This window comes from Psychrobacillus sp. NPDC058041, from assembly GCF_042885655.1.
In the GTDB taxonomy this organism is placed as follows: Bacteria; Bacillota; Bacilli; order Bacillales_A; family Planococcaceae; genus Psychrobacillus.
This window is the reverse complement of record NZ_JBHVRO010000010.1, coordinates 1-21,670: the sequence shown is the minus strand read 5'-3', so window position 1 is coordinate 21,670 and position 21,670 is coordinate 1. Positions and strand designations below refer to the sequence as shown.

Sequence of the window (21,670 nt, the reverse complement as noted above, 5' to 3'; positions counted from 1 at the left end):
ATGAAAATTTCCATTATCCAATTATTAGAAAAGTCTTTTCATGATAAAGCATCCGATCTTCATATTACAGTTGGTCTGCCTCCTGTATTTCGAGTGAATGGTGCATTAAAAACATTCGGAGATACAAATTTGAATGAAGAAGACACAAGAGGAATGCTAAAAGAGATCATACCTGCTCCAAAAATGGAGGAGTTTGTAGAAAAAGGGGAGATTGATTTCAGTTTTGAAATACCAACTTCTTGCCGTTTTCGTATAAATGCTTATCAACAACAAAATAATGTCTCAATTGCTGCCCGCATGATTGAAACTAAAATACCGGCAATCGAGACGCTTGGTATGCCCAATGTACTTTATACATTAGCAGACAAGCCACAAGGTCTTATTTTAGTCACAGGTCCAACTGGATCAGGGAAATCAACAACTCTTGCTTCGATGATTGATTATATTAATACAACCAAATCAAAGCATATTATTACATTGGAAGATCCAATTGAATATGTACATACGCATAAGAAATCTGTTATCAATCAACGAGAAGTTGGAGCTGACACGCAAAGCTTTGCTAACGGACTTCGAGCCGCTCTTCGACAAGATCCAGACGTTATATTAGTTGGTGAAATGCGGGATTTAGAAACGATTTCGACAGCAATTACGGCAGCAGAGACAGGTCATTTAGTAATGGCGACTCTGCATACTAGTAGTGCTCCTACGACGATTGACCGAATTATTGATGTATTTCCACCTCATCAACAAGGGCAAATTCGTATTCAACTAGCGAATGTGCTACAAGGTATCATTTCGCAACGACTATTTGTTCGAAGTGATGCAAAAGGTCGAATAGCGGCAACTGAAATATTAGTGCAAATACCAGCTGTTGCCAACCTTATTCGCAACGAAAAAGTACATCAAATTCAAAATGTAATGCAAACAAGTCGAGCACTTGGCATGCACACGCTTGAATCATCTATTCAAAGCTTACTTTCTTCCGGGAAGATTTCGATGGAATCTGCCAAACCATTTGTGAATGTAGGTGAGTATTGATGGTTGTATTTAAATACAATGGTCGAACTGCACAGGGTGGTTTAAAAAAAGGAACTGTAGATGCCATTAATAAACAAGCTGCAATTACAAAGCTTCGTGCCCAAGGCATCAATCCAAGAGAATTAGAAGAGTCCAAAAGTATATTACATAAAGAACTAACGATTGGTGGAAAAGTAAAAAATCAAGACTTTGTAATATACAGTCGACAATTTGCAACATTAATACGTGCAGGAGTTTCAATTTTAGAATCTACTAGAATATTAGGAGAACAAACTTCCAGCAAAGTGTTAAAAAAAGGTTTGATGGAAGTAGAAGAAGATGTCCGTTCTGGATTGTCATTTTCGGATGCAGCTGCTAAAAATCCAAAAGTTTTCCCTGCTTTATTTGTCAATATGATACGTGCGGGTGAAGCAACTGGTAATTTAGATGAGTCTTTAGAGAGACTTGCATTTTCATATGAAAAGCAATTTAAATTGCAAAAGAAAGTGCAATCAACGTTAGCTTATCCTGTTGTACTTTTAGTACTTACGGTAATTGTTGCTGTGTTTTTAATGTTAACGATTGTTCCACAATTTGTAACAATGTTCGATGATATGGGAGCAGAACTACCTACCATTACAAAAGTGGTGATGAGATTTAGTGACGCACTCCAATCATCTTGGTATATATTTTTAGTATTAATTCTTCTTGTTGTTGGAGGTTTCAGCTATTTATACAAACAAAATAATTCCTTCAACTATTCAGTAAATCTAATTTTATTAAAAATACCTGTTTTTGGGAAATTACTTCAAAAATCAGCAATTGCTCGGATGACACGTACACTTTCTTCGTTATTTAGTAGTTCAGTGCCGATTTTACAGGCGCTTACAATCGTAGAAAAAGTAATTGGGAATCCTGTCGTGAGCAAAGTAGTACGAGAATCAAGGACAAGCCTTGAGCAAGGTAGTACGCTCACAGCACCACTTGAAAAGAGTTGGATTTTCCCACCACTTGTAACGCAAATGACGGCAATTGGAGAGCAAACAGGTTCACTCGACTATATGTTAGAAAAAATTGCAGTGTTTTATGAAGATGATGTGGACCGTACAGTAGACACGTTAAAGTCTTTAATCGAACCACTGATGATCGTGTTTTTAGCCACCATAGTAGGAACAATTGTAATGGCAATTATGGTACCAATGTTTAGTTTATATGAACAAATGTAATCGTTGTTTTCCATTAAAGGAGGTGATAAGTCATGAAAACAATGATGCAAGAAATATCGCACGAAACGATCGAAACCAATTCTAGGGGGAATAATAAAATGAAAAAGTTCACTAAAATACTTAAAAATCAAAAAGGTTTAACACTTATCGAGCTTCTAGCAGTAATCGTTATCCTAGCTATCGTAGCAGCAATTGCTGTTCCATCTATTAGTGGAGTAATTGAAAATAGTAAATATAACGCAGCTAAGGCCGATGCCATAAGTGTATTAAATGCTGCTCAATTATATTATACTGATTCCCCATCTGCTGCGAGTGGTGTTACTGTAGCAACATTAAAAAATGAAGGATATTTAGAAACTATTGGTATGATACCTGATACTGCAACTGTTGCAAGTGGAACTCCAAAAAAATTAACTACTGCAGCTATTACTTATTCTGGTTCAAAAAAAATCACATTCACAAATTCTACAATTCAGTCAATAAATGTTGATACAACAAAGGGAAGCACGTCCGGAGATAAAACGATAAATTAAAATATAAAAGTCGTTACAGCAGCCTCGGCTGCTGTAGTCTCTTATTCTCACGTTTGAGCAAATGAAACATTCGTTTTCCGAAACGTGAAAGTAAAACATAGACAGATTAGAAATATAGAGGGGGCAACGGCTATGTTCAAAAGTAAAAAGAAGCGTTTTGTTGCGTTAGAAGTGAATGCAAATATTATTCGGGCTATTGTATTAGATAGCCCAGATATCAATCAAGCAACCTTATATGAACAGCCGCTTCAAGCTGGAATTATGGATGGTGACGTAATTCGGGATGAAATGGCTCTATACGATATATTGAAAGACCTTATTAAAGAATGGGGCATCAAACGGTACGATGTGCGATTTTTTGTACCAGACAGTTTAGTAATGATGAAAACATTTGAGCACCCTAAGGACCTAATCTCTTCCAAACTAAAAGGATATGTGGAGATGGAGCTTGGTCGCACAATTCATCTTCCGTTTTCTCAACCATTAATCGATGTGTATGATGAAAAACCGGACGATGGGGAAGCAACACTATTTGCAGCTCCTTCGGAAGAAATTATTAAAATGGGAGGATTATTAGACGATCTGTCTTTACATCCAACAATTTCTGATGTCCGTACGTTATCCACCATTCGTTACTTAGAAAAAACGAATAAGTTTGTATCTGATAAAAGCTATTTAATAACAGATTGGTCGATTAATGGAGTGTCTATTAGTATTTATACTCCTGGAAAGCTTGAATTTCTTCGTTACCAAACCATAGATAGTCATACACAAAAATGGCAATCACGTCAGGAAAATGAGAAAGATGTGTTGTTTTTTTATGAAGGAGAAATAGAAGAGTATCGGAGCCAGTTAATCGATCAAATTGCAGAAATCGATCGCATCTTAAATTTTTATCGTTTCTCTTTATATAAAGGCGAAAAAGCAGTAGATGAAATAATTATTTTAGGGGATTCCCCGGATATAGACTATATAACTTCCGAAATGCGTGCAAATTACGGAACACCCATTCAGTATATTAATGATGCAATGATTCAAGCGGTCTATCCTAATTTTAAAGCTAGGCATGTGCCACTTCTTGGTCTTGTTCTTAAGGAGGCCTTTTAATGGTTCCAGAGATTAATCTTTTGCCCAATATGGAGAGAAGAAAGTCTAATAATCTCTTCATTATTTTAGGTATTATATTGTTCGCTGTACTTATTATATTTATTAGTATGCAATTAATTTCATATAAAAAAGATATAGCTGCATTAACTACCGAGGAAACCCAATTAGCAGCAGAAAGAGATGTGCTAAATGCTCAAGTTTCTTCTACTAATCAAACAGAAAATCAAGGAAGTCTTTCTTCTTCCGTTGCTTTTGTAGAAAGTGTTTCGTATCCTGTCAGCCCTTTGATGGATGAAGTACAATCTTTGTTAGTTGATGACACGTATTTACGAGACTATCAATTTGATGAAACAGGTGTAATTCTTACTGTAGATTTCGAGACAATGAATGATGTATCCATTTTCATTGGAAAATTATTAAATAGTTCTTATTTTGGGGATGTAAAAGTGGAGCAAATTTCAACCTTTGAGCCAGTGGACAATACAGATGAAACAAAAGGAACTAACTTTGATGTTCAAGAACGTTATTCTGCAACCCTTAATCTTTCCATCGATCAAACGTATTTAAGTACAGGAGGTGCCCGTCGATGAATGATTTAGTAAGTAATAAGAAAACGGGTTTCTTCTTAATAATAGCCTTAATTGTGGTGGTTCTTGGTGCAATCTACTATTACTTTGTTTACCCTTTAAACGAAGAAAAAAGTTCGAAAGAAGTTACGATAAGTAATGTTCGAAATGAAATTGCGGTATTAGAAACACAATTAGCTATTCCAGGTGGTGAAAAAGAGAATGAGGAAAATAGTTTTGTTTTGCAAAAGAAAGTTCCGGTTACTCGCGCTCTAAATGAGTTAATTCGTTCAATCGAACAAGTGGAGCTTATTAGCGAATCTAAAATAGAATCCATTAACTTTAATAATTATGACGAGAGTGTGGTTGAATCTACTCTTGTGCCAACTAAAACGGAAGAAAACGCACAAACGGATCATACAGAAACGACTGAAGAAAATACAGCTAATGAAACACCTGTTTCTCCAGTAGCTAATACTGTGCTTCCTGCTCAATTAAAGTTAATTACTTTAAACATTTCTGTACTAACAAAAGATTACGATCATCTAAATTCTTTTATTAAAGAACTTGAAAACCTAGAACGAATTCTTCGTGTCGATCAAATAAAGTTCTCGGTCCCAGGTGAGGAACAACAAACTGAAATGGATTCGGAAAAAACGATTTCTGCTACAATTCAATTGACTACGTTTTACTATGATGAAAAAAATAATGGAGAATTAAAATGACTATTCTATATACACTATTATTTTTCATATACGGCCTAATTTTCGGTTCCTTCTTCAATGTAGTAGGATTACGAGTGCCAAAAGGAGAGTCAATAGTAAAACCTCCTTCCCATTGCACTGTCTGTGAACGAAATTTGACGATTCTCGACTTAGTGCCGGTATTTTCCTTTTTGATTTTGAGAGGGAAATGTAGAGGTTGTGGAACGAAAATCCATTGGATGTATCCAGTGATGGAGCTTACAACGGGTGTATTATTCGCGTTAGCATTTGTTGAACTTGGGTTTTCAAAGGAATTAATTGTAGCAACTTTATTTATTTCGTTGCTTGTAATCATTACAATATCTGATATTGCTTATATGCTAATACCTGATAAGATTCTATTATTCTTCGTAATTCCTTTAATTGCAATGAGATTTTTATCGCCTTTAACTCCTTGGTGGAACAGTATTTTAGGCGCGATAATAGGGTTTGGTCTGTTATTTTTGATCGCAGTATTGTCGAAGGGTGGAATGGGTGGAGGAGATATTAAACTATTTTTTGTCATCGGTATTGTGTTAGGTGTCACGCAGACTGTAGTAACCCTATTTTTAGCGTCTTTCATTGGTGCTATTGTTGGAGTTATTATTTTGAAGAAAGCAAAGAAAGGACGTAAAACACCGATACCATTTGGACCTTCGATTGCAGCAGCTGCAATTATTTCCTACTTTTTCGGCAATACGATTGTCGACTGGTATGTAAATTTGTTTTTTTAACTCGATAACTTTTGTAGGCGAGACGACATAGGTCTCGTCTTTTTTTATTTTTGAAATGGTAAGGTTGTGGTAAAAGAGGTGAATTTATGCCAATTAGAAGACGGAATTCAAGGAATAAAGTAATACTAGCGGGTATACAAGGATTAATAATAGGAGTAGTTGGAGTATTACTCTTCGGATTTCTTTTAAACTTATCAAATGTAAAAAATAATGAAGAAGCAGAACAGAATGGACAAGTATCTACACCACCTAAGGTGGATGAAAAAAATGACAAAATAGAAGTAAGTGCTGATATAACACTTCCCTTTAAAGCTAAACAATATGGTGTGTTTACAACAAAAGAGAGTGCAATTGCATTTATCAGTGAGCAACCTAGCCTTCAAAAGGCAAGCATTGTCAATGTAAATAATAAATTCTATGTGTGGAGTAAATTGTTTGTTGATGAAGTAAGTACTTCAGATAGTGAAAATCTGCAAACTTTCATTAAACCATTATATATTTCTACAAAGGGTTGTGAAGATCCGAAAATGAAAAATATTATCAACGTATTACAAGAAGAAAAACTAACAAAAAATTATTTTGATTCACTTGCTAAAAAAGAAGAATATCCAGAAGATTTGATGAGTATAGTAGCCGCTGTATCAGCGTTTTCAGAGGATTCTGCGGTTATAAGATTACTTGTTTTGACTCATTATTTAGAACAAAATAGTTGCTTAAAATTAAATTTTTGATGTAAATATGGTGGCGAAATGAAATTGTAATGTTATTATACACAATTCCCATTTTTGCGTATCTTTTGTATCCTATTGTAAAGGGGGAATTAAGATGCAACTTATTACAGACAAAAAAATTATTTTAGCAAGTGAATCACCTAGAAGAAAAGAACTTTTTAGTAGTTTAGGTATTCCTTTCGAAGTACAACCATCAGGTGTAATCGAAGAGTTAGATGGTATCTATACTCCAGAGGAAATGGCTATCGGTATTGCGGATCTAAAGGCATCTACCATTGCCCATAGAAATCCCAATGCCATAGTAATTGCCGCTGATACAACTGTTCGCTTAGGTAGTGAGTTATTATCCAAGCCTAAAAATAATGAGCAAGCCAAAAAATTTCTAAGATTACTTTCTGGAAAAGTTCATAATGTTATTACAGGTGTTTCTATTTTAGGACAAGATGTAAGTATTGCTTTTGCGGAATCTACTTTAGTAAAGTTTTATGAGCTTACTGATGAGGAAATCGATGCTTATGTCGAAACTGGTGATTCCTTAGATAAAGCAGGAGGGTATGGAATACAAACGATGGGGGGACTATTCGTTGAAAACGTCCAAGGAGATTATAATAATGTGGTAGGTCTTCCTATAAGTCGTTTGTATAGAACTCTGCTAAATTTAGGTGTGATAGAATTTGCTAAGGAGAAATCTAAATGACTGTAAATTTGAATCCATCTTTAATGATTAAGGATGTTCATTTAGCTGATCGTCCTAGGGAGAGATTAGTTAGACAAGGTGCAGAAAGCTTGTCTAATCAAGAACTAATAGCTATCTTGCTTCGTACTGGTACGAAGCAAGAATCGGTTCTTCATCTAGCTAATCGTGTTCTGAGCTTTTTTGAACAGATTCAAGAACTAAAAAATGCTACTATTGAAGAAATTATGTCAGTAAAAGGAATTGGAGAAGCAAAAGCAGTTCAGCTCTTAGCAGCCGTCGAGCTTGGAAGAAGGTTATCCCAACAACAGACAGATAATAAATTTACGATAAGATCCCCGCAAGATGCAGCAACTTACTTAATGCCCGATATGACTTTTTTGAAACAAGAGCATTTTGTAGCATTGTTTTTAAATGTCAAGAACCAAATACTCCATAAACAAACTATTTTTATAGGGTCTCTAAATGCATCCATTGTTCATCCACGAGAAATTTTCCGCGAAGCAGTAAAACGGTCTGCAGCTTCTATCATTTGTGCTCATAACCATCCCTCCGGCAATCCCGCACCATCTCCCGAAGATATTGATGTAACTAAGAGATTATATGAAGCAGGGCAACTTATGGGGATTGAATTATTAGATCATGTAATCATTGGAGATCATCAATTTATCAGTTTGAAAGAAAAGGGGTACATGTGACACTGTGCATTTTCCGTTCTATCCGTTATAATGTGAGTTATGACTTAAAATTTGCATAGAGAAACTTGCGTTAGATGGAAAGGGAGTAAAAAATAGTGTTTGGATTTGGATCAAGAGATGTAGGTATCGATTTAGGAACAGCGAATACGCTGGTTTTTATTAAAGGAAAAGGTATTGTATTAAGAGAGCCGTCAGTAGTTGCTAAAAACGTACAGAATAGAGCCATCGTTGCAGTAGGTAATGATGCAAAGAATATGATTGGACGTACACCTGGTTCTATTGTAGCTATTCGTCCGATGAAAGATGGTGTAATCGCTGACTTTGATACAACTTCAGCTATGATAGAATATTATTTGAAAAATGCGATGAAAGCGGCAGGTATGTCTTGGAGTAAGCCAAATGTGATGATTTGTGTACCATTTGGAATTACCTCTGTAGAGCAGCGTGCAGTGATTGACGCTGCAAAACAAGCTGGTGCTCGTGATGCAGTAACAATAGAGGAACCATTTGCAGCTGCTATCGGAGCAAATTTACCAGTGTGGGAACCTACTGGCAGTATGGTCGTTGATATAGGTGGAGGTACTACGGAAGTAGCGGTAATTTCACTTGGGGGAATTGTGACGAGTGAATCCGTCCGAGTTGGCGGCGATGCAATGGACCAAGCGATTACTAGCTATGTTCGTAAAAAATATAATTTAACAATTGGTGAACGTACTGCTGAAGCAATTAAAATTGAAATTGGATCTGCGAGAGTAATGGATACGGAAGATCAGATGGATATTCGTGGTCGAGATTTAGTAACTGGCTTGCCTAAAACAATTGAAATCTCTTCTAAAGAAATTGCCAATGCACTTCGTGAATCTATTTCTGCCATTATTGATGGTGTAAAGAAAACACTTGAGCAAACACCTCCCGAATTATCAGCAGATGTAATGGAACGTGGAATTATGCTAACAGGTGGTGGAGCACTACTTAAGAATTTAGATAAAGTTATTAGTTACCAAACGAATATGCCGGTATTTATTGCAGAAAATCCATTAGATTGTGTAGCTTTTGGAACAGGGAAAGCACTTGATCATATGGAATTATTAAAAAGACAACAAACGAGAAATTAAGGAGTAGTGAGATATGCCACAGTTTTTTTCAAATAAGCGATTAATACTGCTGCTTGTAGGAATGATATTTCTTGTGGCACTCATCAGCTTTTCGTTACGAGATAGAAATCATGCATCAGTACCTGAACAATTAGTTAAAGACGTGGTCGGCTTTGGACAATCCATTTTTTCGAAGCCGACACAGTACGTTACTGGTGTTTTTAATAATGTAGAATCATTACTTAATACATATGATGAAAATAAACGATTAAAAGCTAGATTAGAAGATTATGCTACCTTACAAGCAGATGTAAGTGATTTAGAAATAGAAAATAATGAATTACGTAAAATTATAGATAAAAAAGAAAGTCTTCGTGCATTTAACCCAATTCAATCTACTGTAATTGCTAGAAATCCGGATCAATGGGAAGAGAAGATTATTATTGATAGAGGAGAAATTCATGGGGTAGAAGTAAATATGGCTGTTATGACTTCGCAAGGTTTAATCGGGAAAGTTATATTAACAACTCCATATACATCTACCGTTGAACTTTTATCAACTCAAAACCCTAATTACCGTGTGTCCGCAGTAATTTCAGATAAAGAAGAAGTTTTTGGGCTAATCGAAGGATATGATGAAAAACGAAAAGAACTGATATTAAAGAGAATCGATTCCGAGTTTGAAGTAAAAAAAGGTCAAAAAGTCACTACTTCTGGTTTAGGTGGTATTTTCCCAAAAGGTATACTAATCGGTGAAGTTACAGAAGTAACAACAGATGATTATGGCTTAACAAAGCTTGCTTATGTAAAACCAGCTGCTAATTTCTCTATTTTAGACCATGTTATTATCTCGAAACGAACTATTTCTCCAGTAGATGGAACAGACGGGGGAAATACGGAGAGTGATTTAACAAAAGGTGTGGGTGACGGCTCATGATCCGTTTTTTAGTAATTATCATTTCGGTTCTATTATTTTATATGGAACCGATTTTTGGACTTTTTTCTCCTATTGAACTAAATAGTGATTTTTATGTTTTAGTTCCTCGTTTTTTAATCATATATTTAATATTTGTCGCTATCTACTATGATCGGAAACGTGCAATAATTTATGCAGTGTTTTTTGGACTCTTGTATGATGTGTTTTTCATTGATATTATTGGTTTATATTCTTTTATTTATCCATTAATGTGTTTAGTTGCTAGTTTTATTGCTAAATATGTTTATCAGCATTTATTAGTTGCTACAATTTTGACACTTATTTTAGTGGCAGCTGTAGAGTTATTATTATTTTTGTTTTATACTTTTATTGGTATTAAAAGCATGACATTTACAGTTTTTTTACAACATAATCTTATTCCAACTATGATTGCTAACTTTATCTTTATCGTGATGTTTGGATGGCTCTTTAAATATATTCTTCTAAATAGATTTAAACAAAAAACATTATTGCTTCAAAAATAATGTTACGTTAAACGGTGGATCTGAGGTGACTTGATTGACAAAAAAGCAGTTAATATCTATTAAAGGAACGAAAGAGGGCCTTGTATTACGCCTAGACGATCAGTGTTCATATGCAGAGCTTTTAGAAGAATTAGCTAAAAAGGTTTCTGACGAGGGTTTTGAAGGTCAAGCAGAGGTACTTTTACAACTAGGAAATCGATATTGTAATGATGAACAAGCTAAAGAAATTATCAACTGTGTGCAACAAACTGCACATCTTCGAGTAGCAAAAATTCAAAGTGAAGTAATGACAGTAGAAGAATGCAATAAAAGATTGTTAGAAAATCAATCAGAAACTTACGTAGGTATAGTTCGATCTGGACAAGTTATAACCGCTTTAGGTGACTTAGTAGTTATTGGCGACGTCAATCCGAATGGAAGAGTTGTCGCGGGTGGTAATGTATTTGTATTAGGAAGATTAAAAGGAATAGCTCATGCTGGTTCTAATGGTAAAAGAGATGCCGTAATTGCAGCATCATGGTTAGAGGCTACTCATTTGATAATTGATAATGTAGTAGAAACAATGACGGATGAGTTAAGTATATTATCCGAGCATCCAGAAATGGAATGCGCATATTTACATACTAATGGATTTATTGCAATTGATCGTTTGCAAGAGCTTCGATTAATAAGACCGAATCTATCGACATTTAAAGGAGGAAGCTAATGTGGGAGAAGCAATCGTAATAACCTCTGGGAAAGGTGGAGTCGGTAAAACGACGACAACTGCAAACCTTGGAACTGCATTGGCTCTTCAAGGTAAAAAAGTTTGTTTAATGGATACTGATATCGGTTTAAGAAACTTAGACGTTGTCCTGGGGCTTGAAAATAGAATCATTTATGATCTTGTAGATGTCATAGAAGGGCGTTGTAAAGTTCATCAAGCATTAGTGAAGGACAAGCGTTTTGAGGATAAATTATTTTTATTACCCGCCGCCCAAACAACTGATAAAAATGCAGTTAGTCCAGAGCAAATGAAAGACCTTGTGACCGAGTTAAAAAGGGACTATGATTATGTATTAATAGACTGTCCCGCCGGAATTGAGCAAGGGTATAAAAATGCAGTTGCTGGAGCAGACAAGGCAATTGTGGTGACAACTCCTGAAATTTCTGCAGTTCGTGATGCAGATCGTATAATTGGGTTATTGGAGCAGGAGGAAACAATTGATCCACCAAAATTAATTATTAATCGCATTCGTCAGCATCTAATGAATAAAGGCGAAGCACTAGATATTAATGAAATTACGACTCATTTATCGATTGATCTATTGGGAATTGTAGCTGATGACGAAAGTGTTATCACATCATCAAATAAAGGTGAACCCGTTGTCATGGATCCATCTAATAGGGCAGCATTAGGGTACCGTAACATTGCACGTCGTATTTTAGGTGAGTCTGTACCACTAATGTCTATGGACATGCCGAAAAAAGGTGTTATGTCTAAAATCAAATCTATCTTTTCAAAATAAATTCTAGCCGACTACTAAATTTTATAGTAGTCGGTTTATTTTTTCATGAAATTGCCCCCTATTTCATATATATATGAGAGGGGGAATGTTATGTTTTCTAAAAAAAAATGGATGTTTGCATTTGTATTCGTAATGCTATTTTTTATGTTGTATAAATTTGAAAATAATGATGTATTATCAACTAGTTACTCCACATCGCTACTAGAACCTCAAAAACCAAGTGAAATATATAAGAAAGTAGTTTCTTGGTTTACAAAATCGGAAGATCTAATTAATGTTAGCGCACCTATATCGTCACCTCCTTTAATCGAGTATAAATCGATACAACCTTTTGAGGATGGTGCAATATTATCAATTGAAGATTCACAAGATCTATATGCCACTGAAAATGGATTGATAATATTTACTGGGTATACTAAAAAAACCGGAAAGACTCTTTCAATTTTATATGACACTGGAGAAACAGCGACGTTTGGATTTGTTAAAGAGTTTCATCAATTGCCATATACAACTATAAATGCAGGAGATAGTTTTGCTTCTGCGGACAATGAAATTCTTTATATTAAAGTAGAAAAGGACAAGAAAACGTTAGACACGAATGAACTGGTCGGATGGCTAGCGGAAACGTATGAACAATAAAATCTTCAAAGTACATCCCATCATGATTCCTTTTTTTTTATTTTTTTATTTTTCTGGAGAGATTGCTATATACTCCATTGTTTTTGGATCGCTATTATTTCATGAACTTGGGCATTTGCTAGCGGCAAAGCTGATAGGTATAAGAGTAAACTCATGTACGATTTTACCGTATGGCGGCGAGATTAAGATGGAGCAATTTTCCAATCGGACAAATAGACAACAACTTGTAGTTATATTATTTGGTCCGTTTTTTACTTTTCTATTATTCGTATTTTTCCATTATGTCAACTTGCCACAAAAAAATATAATGGAAGTTACACAACTAATAATTTTATTCTTAAACTTACTTCCTGTTTATCCATTAGACGGTGGACGAGCTTTAATGGTATTTATTCCAGATAAATACGTTGAGGTGATTGTTTTCTCTCTCTCCTTTAGTTTTATAATATTCTGTGTGAGTTTGTACTATTTTCCAAAGGCACTTTCTGTTACAATTGTCTTCTTATTTTTAGCTTTACAAAATTATTCTTATTGGAGATTTAGAAAGTACAAGCTAGCATTCGATTTTATAACGAAAAATGCTTGACTATATTATTCCGAATGTGATAATATTCTAATGTTATTGTTTGTAGCAGCACCCGTTGCTACAACCGCTCTGAAAAGGTAAAAGTATTCGAGTAATCGAATCACCTTTTGGAAGGCGAGTCTTAGTCTAAGAGGAGGTGCAAGTATGTACGCAATTATTGAAACTGGTGGGAAACAAATCAAAGTTGAACAAGGGCAAGAAATCTACATTGAAAAATTAGATGTAAATGCTGATGAAGTTGTAACTTTTGACAAAGTTTTATTCGTAGGTGGAGATGATGTTAAAGTTGGTGCTCCATTCGTGGAAGGTGCTAAAGTTACAGCGAAAGTTGTAAAAAACGGCAAAGCTAAAAAAATCATCGTTTTCAAATACAAAGCTAAAAAGAACTACCATAAAAAACAAGGTCATCGTCAACCATACACTAAATTAGTAGTAGAATCTATTAGTTTATAAGATGATTAAAGTGACTGTAACAAAAGATCAATCAGGTCTAATTCATTCATTTGAAATGAAAGGACATGCTAATTTTGCGGGTTATGGAAAAGATTTAGTATGTGCAGGTGCTTCTGCTGTATCATTTGGTGCAGTTAATGCCATCATTGCTCTTACAGAAATTACTCCTATTATTAAGCAAAACGGTGACGGAGGCTATTTATACGTCGAAGTGCCAAGCATATCAAATCCAGAAAAAGCTGCTCACATGCAGTTAATTCTAGAAGCGATGATTGTTTCTTTACAAACGATTGAGCAAGAATACGATAAGTATATAAAAATTACCTTCAAAAAGTAGGAGGTGGAACATATGTTAAAATTAAATCTTCAGTTTTTCGCATCCAAAAAGGGAGTAGGTTCGACTCGTAACGGTCGTGACTCTCAATCAAAACGTCTTGGCGCTAAACGTGCTGATGGACAATTTGTATCAGGCGGATCAATCTTATACCGTCAACGCGGTACTAAAATTCATCCGGGTGAAAACGTTGGACGTGGGGGAGATGACACACTTTTTGCGAAAGTTGACGGTGTAGTGCGCTTTGAGCGTTTCGGCCGCGACAAGAAAAAAGTAAGTGTATATCCTGTAGCTCAAGAAGCTTAATCTAAAAACAAAAGGACTGCATTTATGCAGTCCTTTTTCTTTTCTCTTGAAAAGTCAAGAAATTAAAATTTATACATGAGTTTACTTTTAAAGACATCAGCTTCAGTGTTTTTCTTATTTCTCTCAAGAAAAAAAAAGCTATACCTGTTATACTTGATTAAGGACAGCTTAATATGGAGCGTGTATACGATTATGGACTCTAAACAAATATCAATTAATGAAGTGTTGCGTCACACGATGCATGATTTTTTAAATAATCTACATTTGATTCAAATGAATATAGATATGGATAGACTCGAAGAGGCAAAAAATCTGATTCACACATACTCAAGTAAATGCACCCAATTTTTTGATGTGAATAATACTGGTCTATATAATACAAATGAATGGCTACAAACATTCAGTATAGCTTACAATAAAGTATCGTTGGAAGTTCAAACTACTCTACTTAATCGTGGGGCAGAACGATACGATACGCCTTTAAAAGATTATTTAGAACAATTTATTGACACTATATATCCATTGCTGAAAGGGTATCAAGAACAGGTATTAAGAATTCATCTTTATTCCAATGATGTATTGGAAGTTCATGTAGAATTAGTAGGAGAATGGACTTCCTATAACTGGATTGATGAGTCTTTTAAAGGATTATTGCGTGTCGAGAAAGAAATGAACACAGAAAAGCAAATTAAATTTAGACTAATTGCAAGTGAGAGATAGGAGTGAAATAAATGTTCGTTGATCACGTGAAAGTGTACGTCAAAGGTGGAGACGGCGGAGATGGAATGGTAGGATTCCGTCGTGAAAAGTATGTTCCTATGGGAGGTCCTGCAGGCGGGGACGGCGGGAATGGTGGAGATGTTGTTTTCGTAGTAGATGAGGGTTTACGTACGTTAATGGATTTTCGCTATAAACGAAATTTCAAGGCAAACCGTGGAGACCATGGAGGAAGTAAAAATATGCACGGCGCAAATGCGGATGATTTATTTGTAAAAGTTCCGCCAGGTACTGTTGTTATGAATGAAGAAACCGGTCAAGTAATTGCTGATTTAGTGGAAAATGGTCAAAAAGCAGTTATTGCTAAAGGTGGACGTGGAGGTAGAGGAAACTCTAGGTTCGCTACTCCTGCTAACCCAGCGCCAGAGCTTTCGGAAAAAGGAGAACCTGGTTTCGAGTTAAATGTTACGTTAGAACTTAAAGTTTTAGCTGATGTTGGTTTGGTTGGGTTCCCAAGTGTAGGGAAATCGACTTTACTATCCGTTGTATCAGCTGCAAAACCGAAAATTGCTCCATATCATTTTACAACAATCGTTCCAAATTTAGGAATGGTCGAAACGGAAGATCACCGTAGTTTTGCGATGGCAGACTTACCAGGATTAATCGAAGGGGCACATGAAGGTGTTGGCCTAGGTCATCAGTTCTTGCGTCATATTGAGCGTACGCGAGTTATCGTGCATGTTATTGATATGTCTGGACTTGAAGGACGCGATCCTTATGAGGATTACTTAACAATTAATGATGAATTAAAACAATATAATCTTCGTTTAACAGAAAGACCACAAATAATTGTTGCAAATAAAATGGACATGCCAGAATCAGAAGAAAATTTAAAAGCATTTCGTGAAAAAGTAGGATCTGATATGAAAATATTCCCTATTTCCGCTATTTCTCGTCAAGGATTACAAGACTTGCTTTTTGCCATTGCTGACATGTTAGAAGTAGCTCCTGAATTTCCGTTGCAAAACTTGGTGGAAGAAGAAACTGAAACATCTGTTATGTATAAACATGAAGCGAAAAAAGATGATTTCATAATTTCAAGAGATGACGATGGTGCATTTGTATTATCAGGCGGAACTGTTGAACGCTTATTTAAGATGACAGACTTTAGTCGTGAAGACTCTATTCGCAGATTTTCAAGACAATTACGTGGTATGGGAATCGATGATGCACTTCGTGAACGTGGTGCAAAAGATGGAGATACAGTAAGACTATTGGAATTTGAGTTTGAATTTATCGAATAGGGAAATGAGGAAACCGTATGAAAGATGTGACTCATCAACGCTTTTATTTAGTAAGGGAGGATGTACTTACCGAAGCAATGCAAAAAACTTTGGAAGCTAAGTATCTTCTCCAATCTGGAAAAGTATCCTCGATTTGGGATGCAGTAAAAGAAGTTGATTTATCTCGGAGTGCTTTTTATAAATATCGCGACGCGGTTTTTCCTTTCCATTCGATTGTGCAGGAAAGAATTTTGACAGTATTTCTGCAACTTGAAGATAGAGAAGGCGCTCTTGCTAGACTTTTACATCTTGTTGCAGAATCTTCAATAAATATTTTAACTATACATCAAACGATTCCTATTCAAGGGAGAGCAAGCGTTACTTTGTCTTTAGATGTAACAGCAATGACTAAACAGCTTGATGAATTTATCAATGATATGAAGCGACTAGACTTTGTGGAATCTGCTGAAGTAATTAGTTCTGGTGCTTTGTAAGGAGGGTTTCATATGGCAATACAAAAAGTGGCTTATCTTGGACCGGAAGCTTCCTTTACGCATTTAGCAACAAAAGCATTATTTAATAGTGATGTACTTGTACCGTGCCGGACGATACCTGAGTGCATCGAAACTGTTGTAAATGGAAAAGTGGATATTGCAGTAGTTCCCCTAGAAAATGCTTTGGAGGGAACTGTTCCACTGACTATCGATTACTTATTTCATGAAGTAGATCTTTATGTTATTGCGGAAATACAAGCTCCAATTGAGCAGCATCTTATGGTCCATCCTAATAATGAGGGAAAATGGGAAGAAATAAAGACTATTTATTCACACCCACATGCTTTGGCACAGTGTCATAAATATTTATATTATCGATTTGGAAAAGTACCTTTGGAACAATCAACTTCAACAGCAGCTGCTGCAAAGTATGTTTCCGAAAACGGAGAATCATGTATTGCAGCTATCGGAAATTATTCTGCTGCAGAAGAATATGGATTATCAATTGTTGAGCATAATATTCATGATTTCCATTTTAATCATACACGTTTCTTTGTTCTTTCAAAAAGAAATCTTTGTTTGCAGAAGACAAGTCATATTGGTCAAGTAAAAACGACTGTTATGATAACCTTACCAAAAGATGATCGTTCAGGAGCTTTACATCAAGTACTTTCCGTTTTTGCTTGGAGACAGCTTAACCTGAGCAAAATTGAATCTCGTCCATTAAAAACAGGCTTAGGACAATACTTCTTTGTTATCGATATTTTAGAAGACGAGAGAAAACCTATGATGGTAGGAGCTATGGAAGAATTAAGGGCTTTAGGATGTGAAGTCAAATCACTTGGCTCTTATAATACATATGAAACCGAAAATGAAGTACCTTTAGACTGATATTCTTTTAAGAGTAACGCGATATATATAAATAAACAAAAAGCACCTTCCTATTAAAAAATGGAGGTGCTTTTTAAAATAAAAATATACCAATTTACATGTTAGAAACAGATTGATTAACTCCGCAGATGGACAGCTGCAAATTGGCAAGTATTAAGCCGCTTCCCTTGCTCCTCCTGCGCAAAGCTCGTCGCAAAAAAGATATGTGCTCCTGCGCAAGCTCAAGTGACGCTGTCATTTCACGATCCACAATTCTAACGGTAAAATAGTGTATCCCATGTTTCGTCCAAAGCCCTTTAGAAAAGTTGAAGACTAGATGCACTTAAAGGGTGCTTGCGATTATATTAGTAATTTCCTTGTTGCTCTTCTATTCTTCAATCAAATATCCTTTTCTTCGAATCGCATCTATTCCACGATTTAAAATTTCTTCGTTCGGTGCAGAAAGAAGGTGAAGATGTATGCCTGACGTAAGCTCTAATAAAAATGAAGCCTCTGTTTCTCGTACCTTCTTTAAAAACAATTCGACATCATGGCGATTCGAAACCATTATAGAGGAAGAAATTTCCCCGTAAACTGGATGTTCAACTGTGACGTTTTCGACTGTTACACCTGCATCAACCAACGTGAGCAATTCATTCTCGGAATCTTTGGATTGATGCCGGCAAGCAACACGTTTTTGAACATACATCATATTTTCTTTGTTAGGCATTAGAATATATCCTTGACTAGTAGAAATGATTGGAATGTTCGTTGCTTTTAATAATGTAATATCGTTTACAATTACTTGACGACTGACATTCGCTAGTTTAGCCAACTCAGTCCCTGTAATAGGTTGATTTTGTTCTTTTAAAAAAGATAAAATCCATTCTCTTCTTTCTTGACCTTTTAGTTTTTTCAACAAAACCCCTCCAAACTTGCATAACTGCATACTATCATTACATAAGTTTAACATGAAGGGACTTACATTGTTTTAAAAACATGTGACCATTTGAAATTGATATACATATTTTAGAAGGAAGGAAGGAGGAAAACTGTGCACATCCATATCGTACAAAAAGGGGATACTCTTTGGAAAATTTCGAGAAGCTATGGCGTTTCCTTTGATGAACTTAAGAAATTAAATGCGCATCTCGCAAATCCGGAGTATATTGTGCCAGGGATGAAGATTTTTATTCCTGAAACGAAAAAAATGGAGTCTTCGAGACATCCATATAGCGAGGAACGTCCAGTTAAAAAAGAAATGGTAAAGAAGGAGGAAGTCAAGATTCAACCACATCATGAAAATAAAATGAAACAACAACCCGTTCATACAACTCATCCACACCATCCACACCACCATCCACACCACCCACACCATCCAGTCCATATATCGCATCCAGTTCATGTTCATCCAATTTATAAAGCTCTACCTGCTCATCCAATTCATAAAGCCTTGCCAGTTCAACCAGTGCCAGTTCAACCAGTTCCAGTTGCTCCAAAAGCGAAACAAGTACCACCTGCTCCGCCAATCCAACCATACACTATGCCATATCATATAATGCCAGTACCCGAGATAGAAATGATTCCATCCCCTCAAGGTTGGAGACTTATTGAATCTACATCGATTCATATAAATATTCACAATGAAGATCATGAAAAAGAAGTAATCAAAGTAACAAATGAGGTTAGTCCTACAGCACAAGTTCCACCAATGCCGCCAATGCCACCATTACCGGTAGCGCCAACAGTAGCACCACCAGTTCAACCAACCCCAGAATTTGTGAGCCCAGTAATGGAAGAGCCGTCTCCTCAATTCGGACCATTGGTACCTTTCGAACCAATGTGTGAATGTGAACCAATGTGTGAATGTGAGTACTGTCAGTCAATGCAACCATTTCCATACATGGAACCTAATATGATGCCTTTAATGGACCCTTACGGGGGTTATCCGTGTATGCATGTATGTTACGTTCCAGTGTATCCATGTCCACCACATCCGTACCATCACTTTTAAAAAGTGAATAATTATATTCGACAAATAAAAAAAAATGTATGGAAATGGGAAAATGAAAATGGTCTTTTTTCTGTAAAAAAGTATTCAACGGTGGAACAAGCAGAAAAAATTCGCTTAATCCATCAAGAACTACAGCAACTTGACAAACCATTTATTTTACCTGTTATGGAATCTGTCCAAGAAGACTTTATCATACAGCCTTGGTTTAAAGGAACACATTCGGTTGATTATGGCAGTGAAAGAGATCGAAAAGAAGTCTTTTCTTTATTGAAAGAGTTACACGAGACAAATCGAATGATAAAATGGGAAGACTACAACTTGCTTGGACAGTTTGATTTAATTTCTAAATGGCAAAACCGTTGTTTAAAAATGAAAGAGATCTCTTACTTTGTAGAGTTTTATATAGGTGTAGATAATACTAGGCTACTTCTTCAATATGGTGAAATTGCATTGAATAATATAAAATCATTTGGTAATAAAGAAATTACGATATTGCATGGGGATGTTGTACATCACAATTTTTTAACCAACCAAAAAGCATACAAAATGATAGACTTTGATCTTGCTGTAATTGGTCCAAAAGAAATGGAAGACATTTTGTGGATACATCGTGTGCTTCCTGCAATTGACTATGATATTTATTTTTTAATTCATGAGTTTCCCTCTTTAGAAAAGGTAGTTTCTAAACATAAAGAGGCATTGATGTATCCGAATGAATTATATAGAGAATGGCTGTATGCTTATGCACTGCCAATAGAAAGAAAGCAAAAGTTTATTGATCAGCTAATTCCATATACAAAGAAAGCATTATTGGAATGGCCAAAATTATGTTATAATTTAAGTAAATTATAAGTGAATAAATATAGCGTTGGTCGCTCGTTTAGAGAGCGACCTTCTTTCTTGTTGTCTATACTATTATGCTATAATAGGTCTGTCGATTGTGAGGGATAAAAGATATGTATGATTATATAAAAGGTCAGGTTACGCGTGTTACACCTGAGTATGTTGTTGTTGAACAACAGGGGATTGGTTATCAAATATTTACTCCAAATCCGTTTGCTTTTCATAAAAGCGAAGAAATAATTCAAGTATATACACATTTTCATGTAAGAGAAGATGCACAGCAATTAATGGGATTTTTAGACCTTTCCCAAAGAGAGTTGTTTAGAAAACTTATTCTAGTCTCAGGCATAGGTCCAAAAGGAGCACTAGCTATTTTAACCAGTGGTGAGCCAAATCATGTAATACAAGCAATAGAACGAGAAGATGAATCGTTTCTTGTCAAATTTCCTGGTGTTGGTAAAAAAACTGCTCGACAGATGATTCTCGATTTAAAAGGAAAATTAAATGATCTAATTAATATAGAGCAATTTGATTTTACAACGGACGAGCCATCCTTATTTGACGCTAGCCAAGAAAATCATGAGTTAGAAGAAGCAATGCTTGCATTAACAGCATTAGGATATTCTGAACGTGAATTGTCAAAAATTCGTCCGATATTAAAGGGAGACGAATCTCTGCAAACAACAGATGATTTCATAAAAAGATCACTTCAAATATTATTTTCTGGTAAATAAGAAAAACCGGGCAAAAAGACGCCAGATCCTTTTAAGAAGAGTTACATAGAAATGCCGTTGATTTCCACAATGGCGGAAGCTATTCTCGAGCATGGCTTCAGTCTCACCGTCACTGCGATGAGGGAATTGAAAACCCTCAATATAATTTTTTTTAGTTACTTGCTCAATTTTTATTACCATAAAAGGATTTAGTGCGGCGGCATGAGACTCCTGCGGGAATAGCGAGACAGACGAGACCCCGCACGAAGCGAAGCGAAGGAGGAGGCTCGTCGCTCGCCCCGC

Annotated in this window: 29 protein-coding genes and 1 other annotated feature; of the genes, 27 read left to right on the top strand and 2 right to left on the bottom strand. The window is 35.7% G+C overall.

Going from position 1 to position 21,670, the window contains the following annotated elements; genetic code table 11:
- The 24 genes from ACFVR1_RS15095 (at window position 1) to pheA (ending at window position 17,818) form a co-directional block, all read left to right on the top strand.
- Window positions 1–1,041 (top strand): type IV pilus twitching motility protein PilT, encoded by a 1,041-nt coding sequence (locus tag ACFVR1_RS15095; protein WP_387585182.1) that lies wholly within the window; start codon window positions 1–3, stop codon window positions 1,039–1,041.
- A complete protein-coding gene (locus ACFVR1_RS15090; protein WP_387585181.1) occupies window positions 1,041–2,246 on the top strand; it encodes a type II secretion system F family protein in 1,206 nt (401 codons plus the stop codon). The genes ACFVR1_RS15095 and ACFVR1_RS15090 overlap by 1 nt, the downstream gene beginning before the upstream one ends.
- A 32-nt stretch (window positions 2,247–2,278) precedes the next feature.
- Window positions 2,279–2,779 (top strand): type IV pilin protein, encoded by a 501-nt coding sequence (locus ACFVR1_RS15085; RefSeq protein ID WP_387585180.1) that lies wholly within the window; start codon window positions 2,279–2,281, stop codon window positions 2,777–2,779.
- 132 nt (window positions 2,780–2,911) lie between these two features.
- Window positions 2,912–3,886, top strand: a complete 975-nt coding sequence (gene pilM / locus ACFVR1_RS15080; protein ID WP_387585178.1) for a type IV pilus biogenesis protein PilM — start codon at window positions 2,912–2,914, stop codon at window positions 3,884–3,886.
- Window positions 3,886–4,476, top strand: a complete 591-nt coding sequence (locus ACFVR1_RS15075) for a PilN domain-containing protein (protein ID WP_387585177.1) — start codon at window positions 3,886–3,888, stop codon at window positions 4,474–4,476. Before pilM ends, ACFVR1_RS15075 begins: the two co-directional genes overlap by 1 nt.
- A complete protein-coding gene (pilO, locus tag ACFVR1_RS15070; protein WP_387585176.1) occupies window positions 4,473–5,177 on the top strand; it encodes a type 4a pilus biogenesis protein PilO in 705 nt (234 codons plus the stop codon). The genes ACFVR1_RS15075 and pilO overlap by 4 nt, the downstream gene beginning before the upstream one ends.
- A complete protein-coding gene (locus ACFVR1_RS15065; RefSeq protein ID WP_387585174.1) occupies window positions 5,174–5,929 on the top strand; it encodes a prepilin peptidase in 756 nt (251 codons plus the stop codon). Before pilO ends, ACFVR1_RS15065 begins: the two co-directional genes overlap by 4 nt.
- Before the next feature lie 86 nt (window positions 5,930–6,015).
- Window positions 6,016–6,660 (top strand): hypothetical protein, encoded by a 645-nt coding sequence (locus tag ACFVR1_RS15060; RefSeq protein ID WP_387585173.1) that lies wholly within the window; start codon window positions 6,016–6,018, stop codon window positions 6,658–6,660.
- Between the two features lie 94 nt (window positions 6,661–6,754).
- Window positions 6,755–7,357: a Maf family protein gene (locus tag ACFVR1_RS15055; RefSeq protein WP_387585172.1), complete on the top strand. Its 603-nt coding sequence runs from the start codon at window positions 6,755–6,757 to the stop codon at window positions 7,355–7,357.
- Window positions 7,354–8,052, top strand: a complete 699-nt coding sequence (gene radC / locus ACFVR1_RS15050) for a RadC family protein (RefSeq protein WP_387585170.1) — start codon at window positions 7,354–7,356, stop codon at window positions 8,050–8,052. Before ACFVR1_RS15055 ends, radC begins: the two co-directional genes overlap by 4 nt.
- Before the next feature lie 95 nt (window positions 8,053–8,147).
- A complete protein-coding gene (locus ACFVR1_RS15045; RefSeq protein WP_387585168.1) occupies window positions 8,148–9,167 on the top strand; it encodes a rod shape-determining protein in 1,020 nt (339 codons plus the stop codon).
- 13 nt (window positions 9,168–9,180) lie between these two features.
- Window positions 9,181–10,083: a rod shape-determining protein MreC gene (gene mreC, locus ACFVR1_RS15040; protein ID WP_387585166.1), complete on the top strand. Its 903-nt coding sequence runs from the start codon at window positions 9,181–9,183 to the stop codon at window positions 10,081–10,083.
- A complete protein-coding gene (gene mreD, locus ACFVR1_RS15035) occupies window positions 10,080–10,607 on the top strand; it encodes a rod shape-determining protein MreD (RefSeq protein WP_387585164.1) in 528 nt (175 codons plus the stop codon). The genes mreC and mreD overlap by 4 nt, the downstream gene beginning before the upstream one ends.
- Before the next feature lie 34 nt (window positions 10,608–10,641).
- The gene (minC, locus tag ACFVR1_RS15030) at window positions 10,642–11,313 is read left to right on the top strand and encodes a septum site-determining protein MinC (protein ID WP_387585162.1); all 672 of its coding nucleotides are present in this window, start codon (window positions 10,642–10,644) and stop codon (window positions 11,311–11,313) included.
- A gap of 1 nt (window position 11,314) precedes the next feature.
- Complete coding sequence (minD, locus tag ACFVR1_RS15025; RefSeq protein ID WP_387585160.1) at window positions 11,315–12,115, top strand: septum site-determining protein MinD; 801 nt, start codon at window positions 11,315–11,317, stop codon at window positions 12,113–12,115.
- 90 nt (window positions 12,116–12,205) lie between these two features.
- Entirely contained in the window at window positions 12,206–12,754 is a 549-nt protein-coding gene (locus tag ACFVR1_RS15020) for a hypothetical protein (RefSeq protein ID WP_387585159.1), read from the top strand.
- On the top strand, window positions 12,744–13,340 hold the full coding sequence (locus tag ACFVR1_RS15015) for a site-2 protease family protein (protein WP_387585157.1): 597 nt from the start codon (window positions 12,744–12,746) through the stop codon (window positions 13,338–13,340). Before ACFVR1_RS15020 ends, ACFVR1_RS15015 begins: the two co-directional genes overlap by 11 nt.
- A gap of 52 nt (window positions 13,341–13,392) precedes the next feature.
- Window positions 13,393–13,472 (top strand) — a sequence feature (ribosomal protein L21 leader region).
- 12 nt (window positions 13,473–13,484) lie between these two features.
- A complete protein-coding gene (gene rplU / locus ACFVR1_RS15010; protein ID WP_387585156.1) occupies window positions 13,485–13,793 on the top strand; it encodes a 50S ribosomal protein L21 in 309 nt (102 codons plus the stop codon).
- 1 nt (window position 13,794) lies between these two features.
- A complete protein-coding gene (locus ACFVR1_RS15005; RefSeq protein WP_387585154.1) occupies window positions 13,795–14,130 on the top strand; it encodes a ribosomal-processing cysteine protease Prp in 336 nt (111 codons plus the stop codon).
- A 12-nt stretch (window positions 14,131–14,142) separates the two neighbouring features.
- Window positions 14,143–14,433, top strand: a complete 291-nt coding sequence (gene rpmA / locus ACFVR1_RS15000; RefSeq protein WP_090564003.1) for a 50S ribosomal protein L27 — start codon at window positions 14,143–14,145, stop codon at window positions 14,431–14,433.
- Between the two features lie 192 nt (window positions 14,434–14,625).
- A complete protein-coding gene (locus ACFVR1_RS14995) occupies window positions 14,626–15,153 on the top strand; it encodes a Spo0B domain-containing protein (RefSeq protein ID WP_387585152.1) in 528 nt (175 codons plus the stop codon).
- A gap of 11 nt (window positions 15,154–15,164) precedes the next feature.
- Window positions 15,165–16,454, top strand: a complete 1,290-nt coding sequence (obgE, locus tag ACFVR1_RS14990) for a GTPase ObgE (protein WP_387585151.1) — start codon at window positions 15,165–15,167, stop codon at window positions 16,452–16,454.
- Window positions 16,455–16,471: 17 nt separating this feature from the next.
- Window positions 16,472–16,927, top strand: coding sequence for an ACT domain-containing protein (locus ACFVR1_RS14985; RefSeq protein WP_387585150.1), 456 nt, complete (start codon window positions 16,472–16,474; stop codon window positions 16,925–16,927).
- Window positions 16,928–16,939: 12 nt separating this feature from the next.
- The gene (gene pheA, locus ACFVR1_RS14980; protein ID WP_387585148.1) at window positions 16,940–17,818 is read left to right on the top strand and encodes a prephenate dehydratase; all 879 of its coding nucleotides are present in this window, start codon (window positions 16,940–16,942) and stop codon (window positions 17,816–17,818) included.
- A 367-nt stretch (window positions 17,819–18,185) separates the two neighbouring features.
- Here pheA and ACFVR1_RS14975 read toward each other — a convergent pair whose 3' ends face one another.
- The gene (locus tag ACFVR1_RS14975; RefSeq protein ID WP_387585147.1) at window positions 18,186–18,716 is read right to left on the bottom strand and encodes a transcription repressor NadR; all 531 of its coding nucleotides are present in this window, start codon (window positions 18,714–18,716) and stop codon (window positions 18,186–18,188) included.
- A 135-nt stretch (window positions 18,717–18,851) separates the two neighbouring features.
- Between ACFVR1_RS14975 and safA the strand changes: the two genes are divergently transcribed.
- The 3 genes from safA to ruvA all read left to right on the top strand — a co-directional run bounded on the left by safA (window position 18,852) and on the right by ruvA (window position 21,388).
- Entirely contained in the window at window positions 18,852–19,811 is a 960-nt protein-coding gene (gene safA / locus ACFVR1_RS14970) for a SafA/ExsA family spore coat assembly protein (RefSeq protein ID WP_387585145.1), read from the top strand.
- 3 nt (window positions 19,812–19,814) lie between these two features.
- Window positions 19,815–20,663: a phosphotransferase gene (locus ACFVR1_RS14965; protein WP_387585144.1), complete on the top strand. Its 849-nt coding sequence runs from the start codon at window positions 19,815–19,817 to the stop codon at window positions 20,661–20,663.
- Between the two features lie 104 nt (window positions 20,664–20,767).
- The gene (ruvA, locus tag ACFVR1_RS14960) at window positions 20,768–21,388 is read left to right on the top strand and encodes a Holliday junction branch migration protein RuvA (RefSeq protein ID WP_387585143.1); all 621 of its coding nucleotides are present in this window, start codon (window positions 20,768–20,770) and stop codon (window positions 21,386–21,388) included.
- Here ruvA and ACFVR1_RS14955 read toward each other — a convergent pair.
- On the bottom strand, window positions 21,371–21,670 hold a 300-nt coding region (locus ACFVR1_RS14955; protein WP_387585142.1), incomplete at its 5' end, for a hypothetical protein. The two genes, ruvA and ACFVR1_RS14955, sit on opposite strands and share 18 nt — an antisense overlap.

Coding starts and splice junctions, on each gene's coding strand:
- ACFVR1_RS15020 (WP_387585159.1), top strand. CDS start 12,206: ATGTTTTCTAAAAAAAAATGGATGTTTGCATTTGTATTCGTAATGCTA.
- ACFVR1_RS15095 (WP_387585182.1), top strand. CDS start 1: ATGAAAATTTCCATTATCCAATTATTAGAAAAGTCTTTTCATGATAAA.
- obgE (WP_387585151.1), top strand. CDS start 15,165: ATGTTCGTTGATCACGTGAAAGTGTACGTCAAAGGTGGAGACGGCGGA.
- radC (WP_387585170.1), top strand. CDS start 7,354: ATGACTGTAAATTTGAATCCATCTTTAATGATTAAGGATGTTCATTTA.
- ACFVR1_RS14995 (WP_387585152.1), top strand. CDS start 14,626: ATGGACTCTAAACAAATATCAATTAATGAAGTGTTGCGTCACACGATG.
- ACFVR1_RS14985 (WP_387585150.1), top strand. CDS start 16,472: ATGAAAGATGTGACTCATCAACGCTTTTATTTAGTAAGGGAGGATGTA.
- ACFVR1_RS15055 (WP_387585172.1), top strand. CDS start 6,755: ATGCAACTTATTACAGACAAAAAAATTATTTTAGCAAGTGAATCACCT.
- ruvA (WP_387585143.1), top strand. CDS start 20,768: ATGTATGATTATATAAAAGGTCAGGTTACGCGTGTTACACCTGAGTAT.
- ACFVR1_RS15005 (WP_387585154.1), top strand. CDS start 13,795: ATGATTAAAGTGACTGTAACAAAAGATCAATCAGGTCTAATTCATTCA.
- pilO (WP_387585176.1), top strand. CDS start 4,473: ATGAATGATTTAGTAAGTAATAAGAAAACGGGTTTCTTCTTAATAATA.
- mreD (WP_387585164.1), top strand. CDS start 10,080: ATGATCCGTTTTTTAGTAATTATCATTTCGGTTCTATTATTTTATATG.
- ACFVR1_RS15015 (WP_387585157.1), top strand. CDS start 12,744: ATGAACAATAAAATCTTCAAAGTACATCCCATCATGATTCCTTTTTTT.
- rplU (WP_387585156.1), top strand. CDS start 13,485: ATGTACGCAATTATTGAAACTGGTGGGAAACAAATCAAAGTTGAACAA.
- ACFVR1_RS15060 (WP_387585173.1), top strand. CDS start 6,016: ATGCCAATTAGAAGACGGAATTCAAGGAATAAAGTAATACTAGCGGGT.
- pheA (WP_387585148.1), top strand. CDS start 16,940: ATGGCAATACAAAAAGTGGCTTATCTTGGACCGGAAGCTTCCTTTACG.
- ACFVR1_RS15065 (WP_387585174.1), top strand. CDS start 5,174: ATGACTATTCTATATACACTATTATTTTTCATATACGGCCTAATTTTC.
- ACFVR1_RS15075 (WP_387585177.1), top strand. CDS start 3,886: ATGGTTCCAGAGATTAATCTTTTGCCCAATATGGAGAGAAGAAAGTCT.
- ACFVR1_RS15090 (WP_387585181.1), top strand. CDS start 1,041: ATGGTTGTATTTAAATACAATGGTCGAACTGCACAGGGTGGTTTAAAA.
- rpmA (WP_090564003.1), top strand. CDS start 14,143: ATGTTAAAATTAAATCTTCAGTTTTTCGCATCCAAAAAGGGAGTAGGT.
- mreC (WP_387585166.1), top strand. CDS start 9,181: ATGCCACAGTTTTTTTCAAATAAGCGATTAATACTGCTGCTTGTAGGA.
- pilM (WP_387585178.1), top strand. CDS start 2,912: ATGTTCAAAAGTAAAAAGAAGCGTTTTGTTGCGTTAGAAGTGAATGCA.
- ACFVR1_RS15085 (WP_387585180.1), top strand. CDS start 2,279: ATGAAAACAATGATGCAAGAAATATCGCACGAAACGATCGAAACCAAT.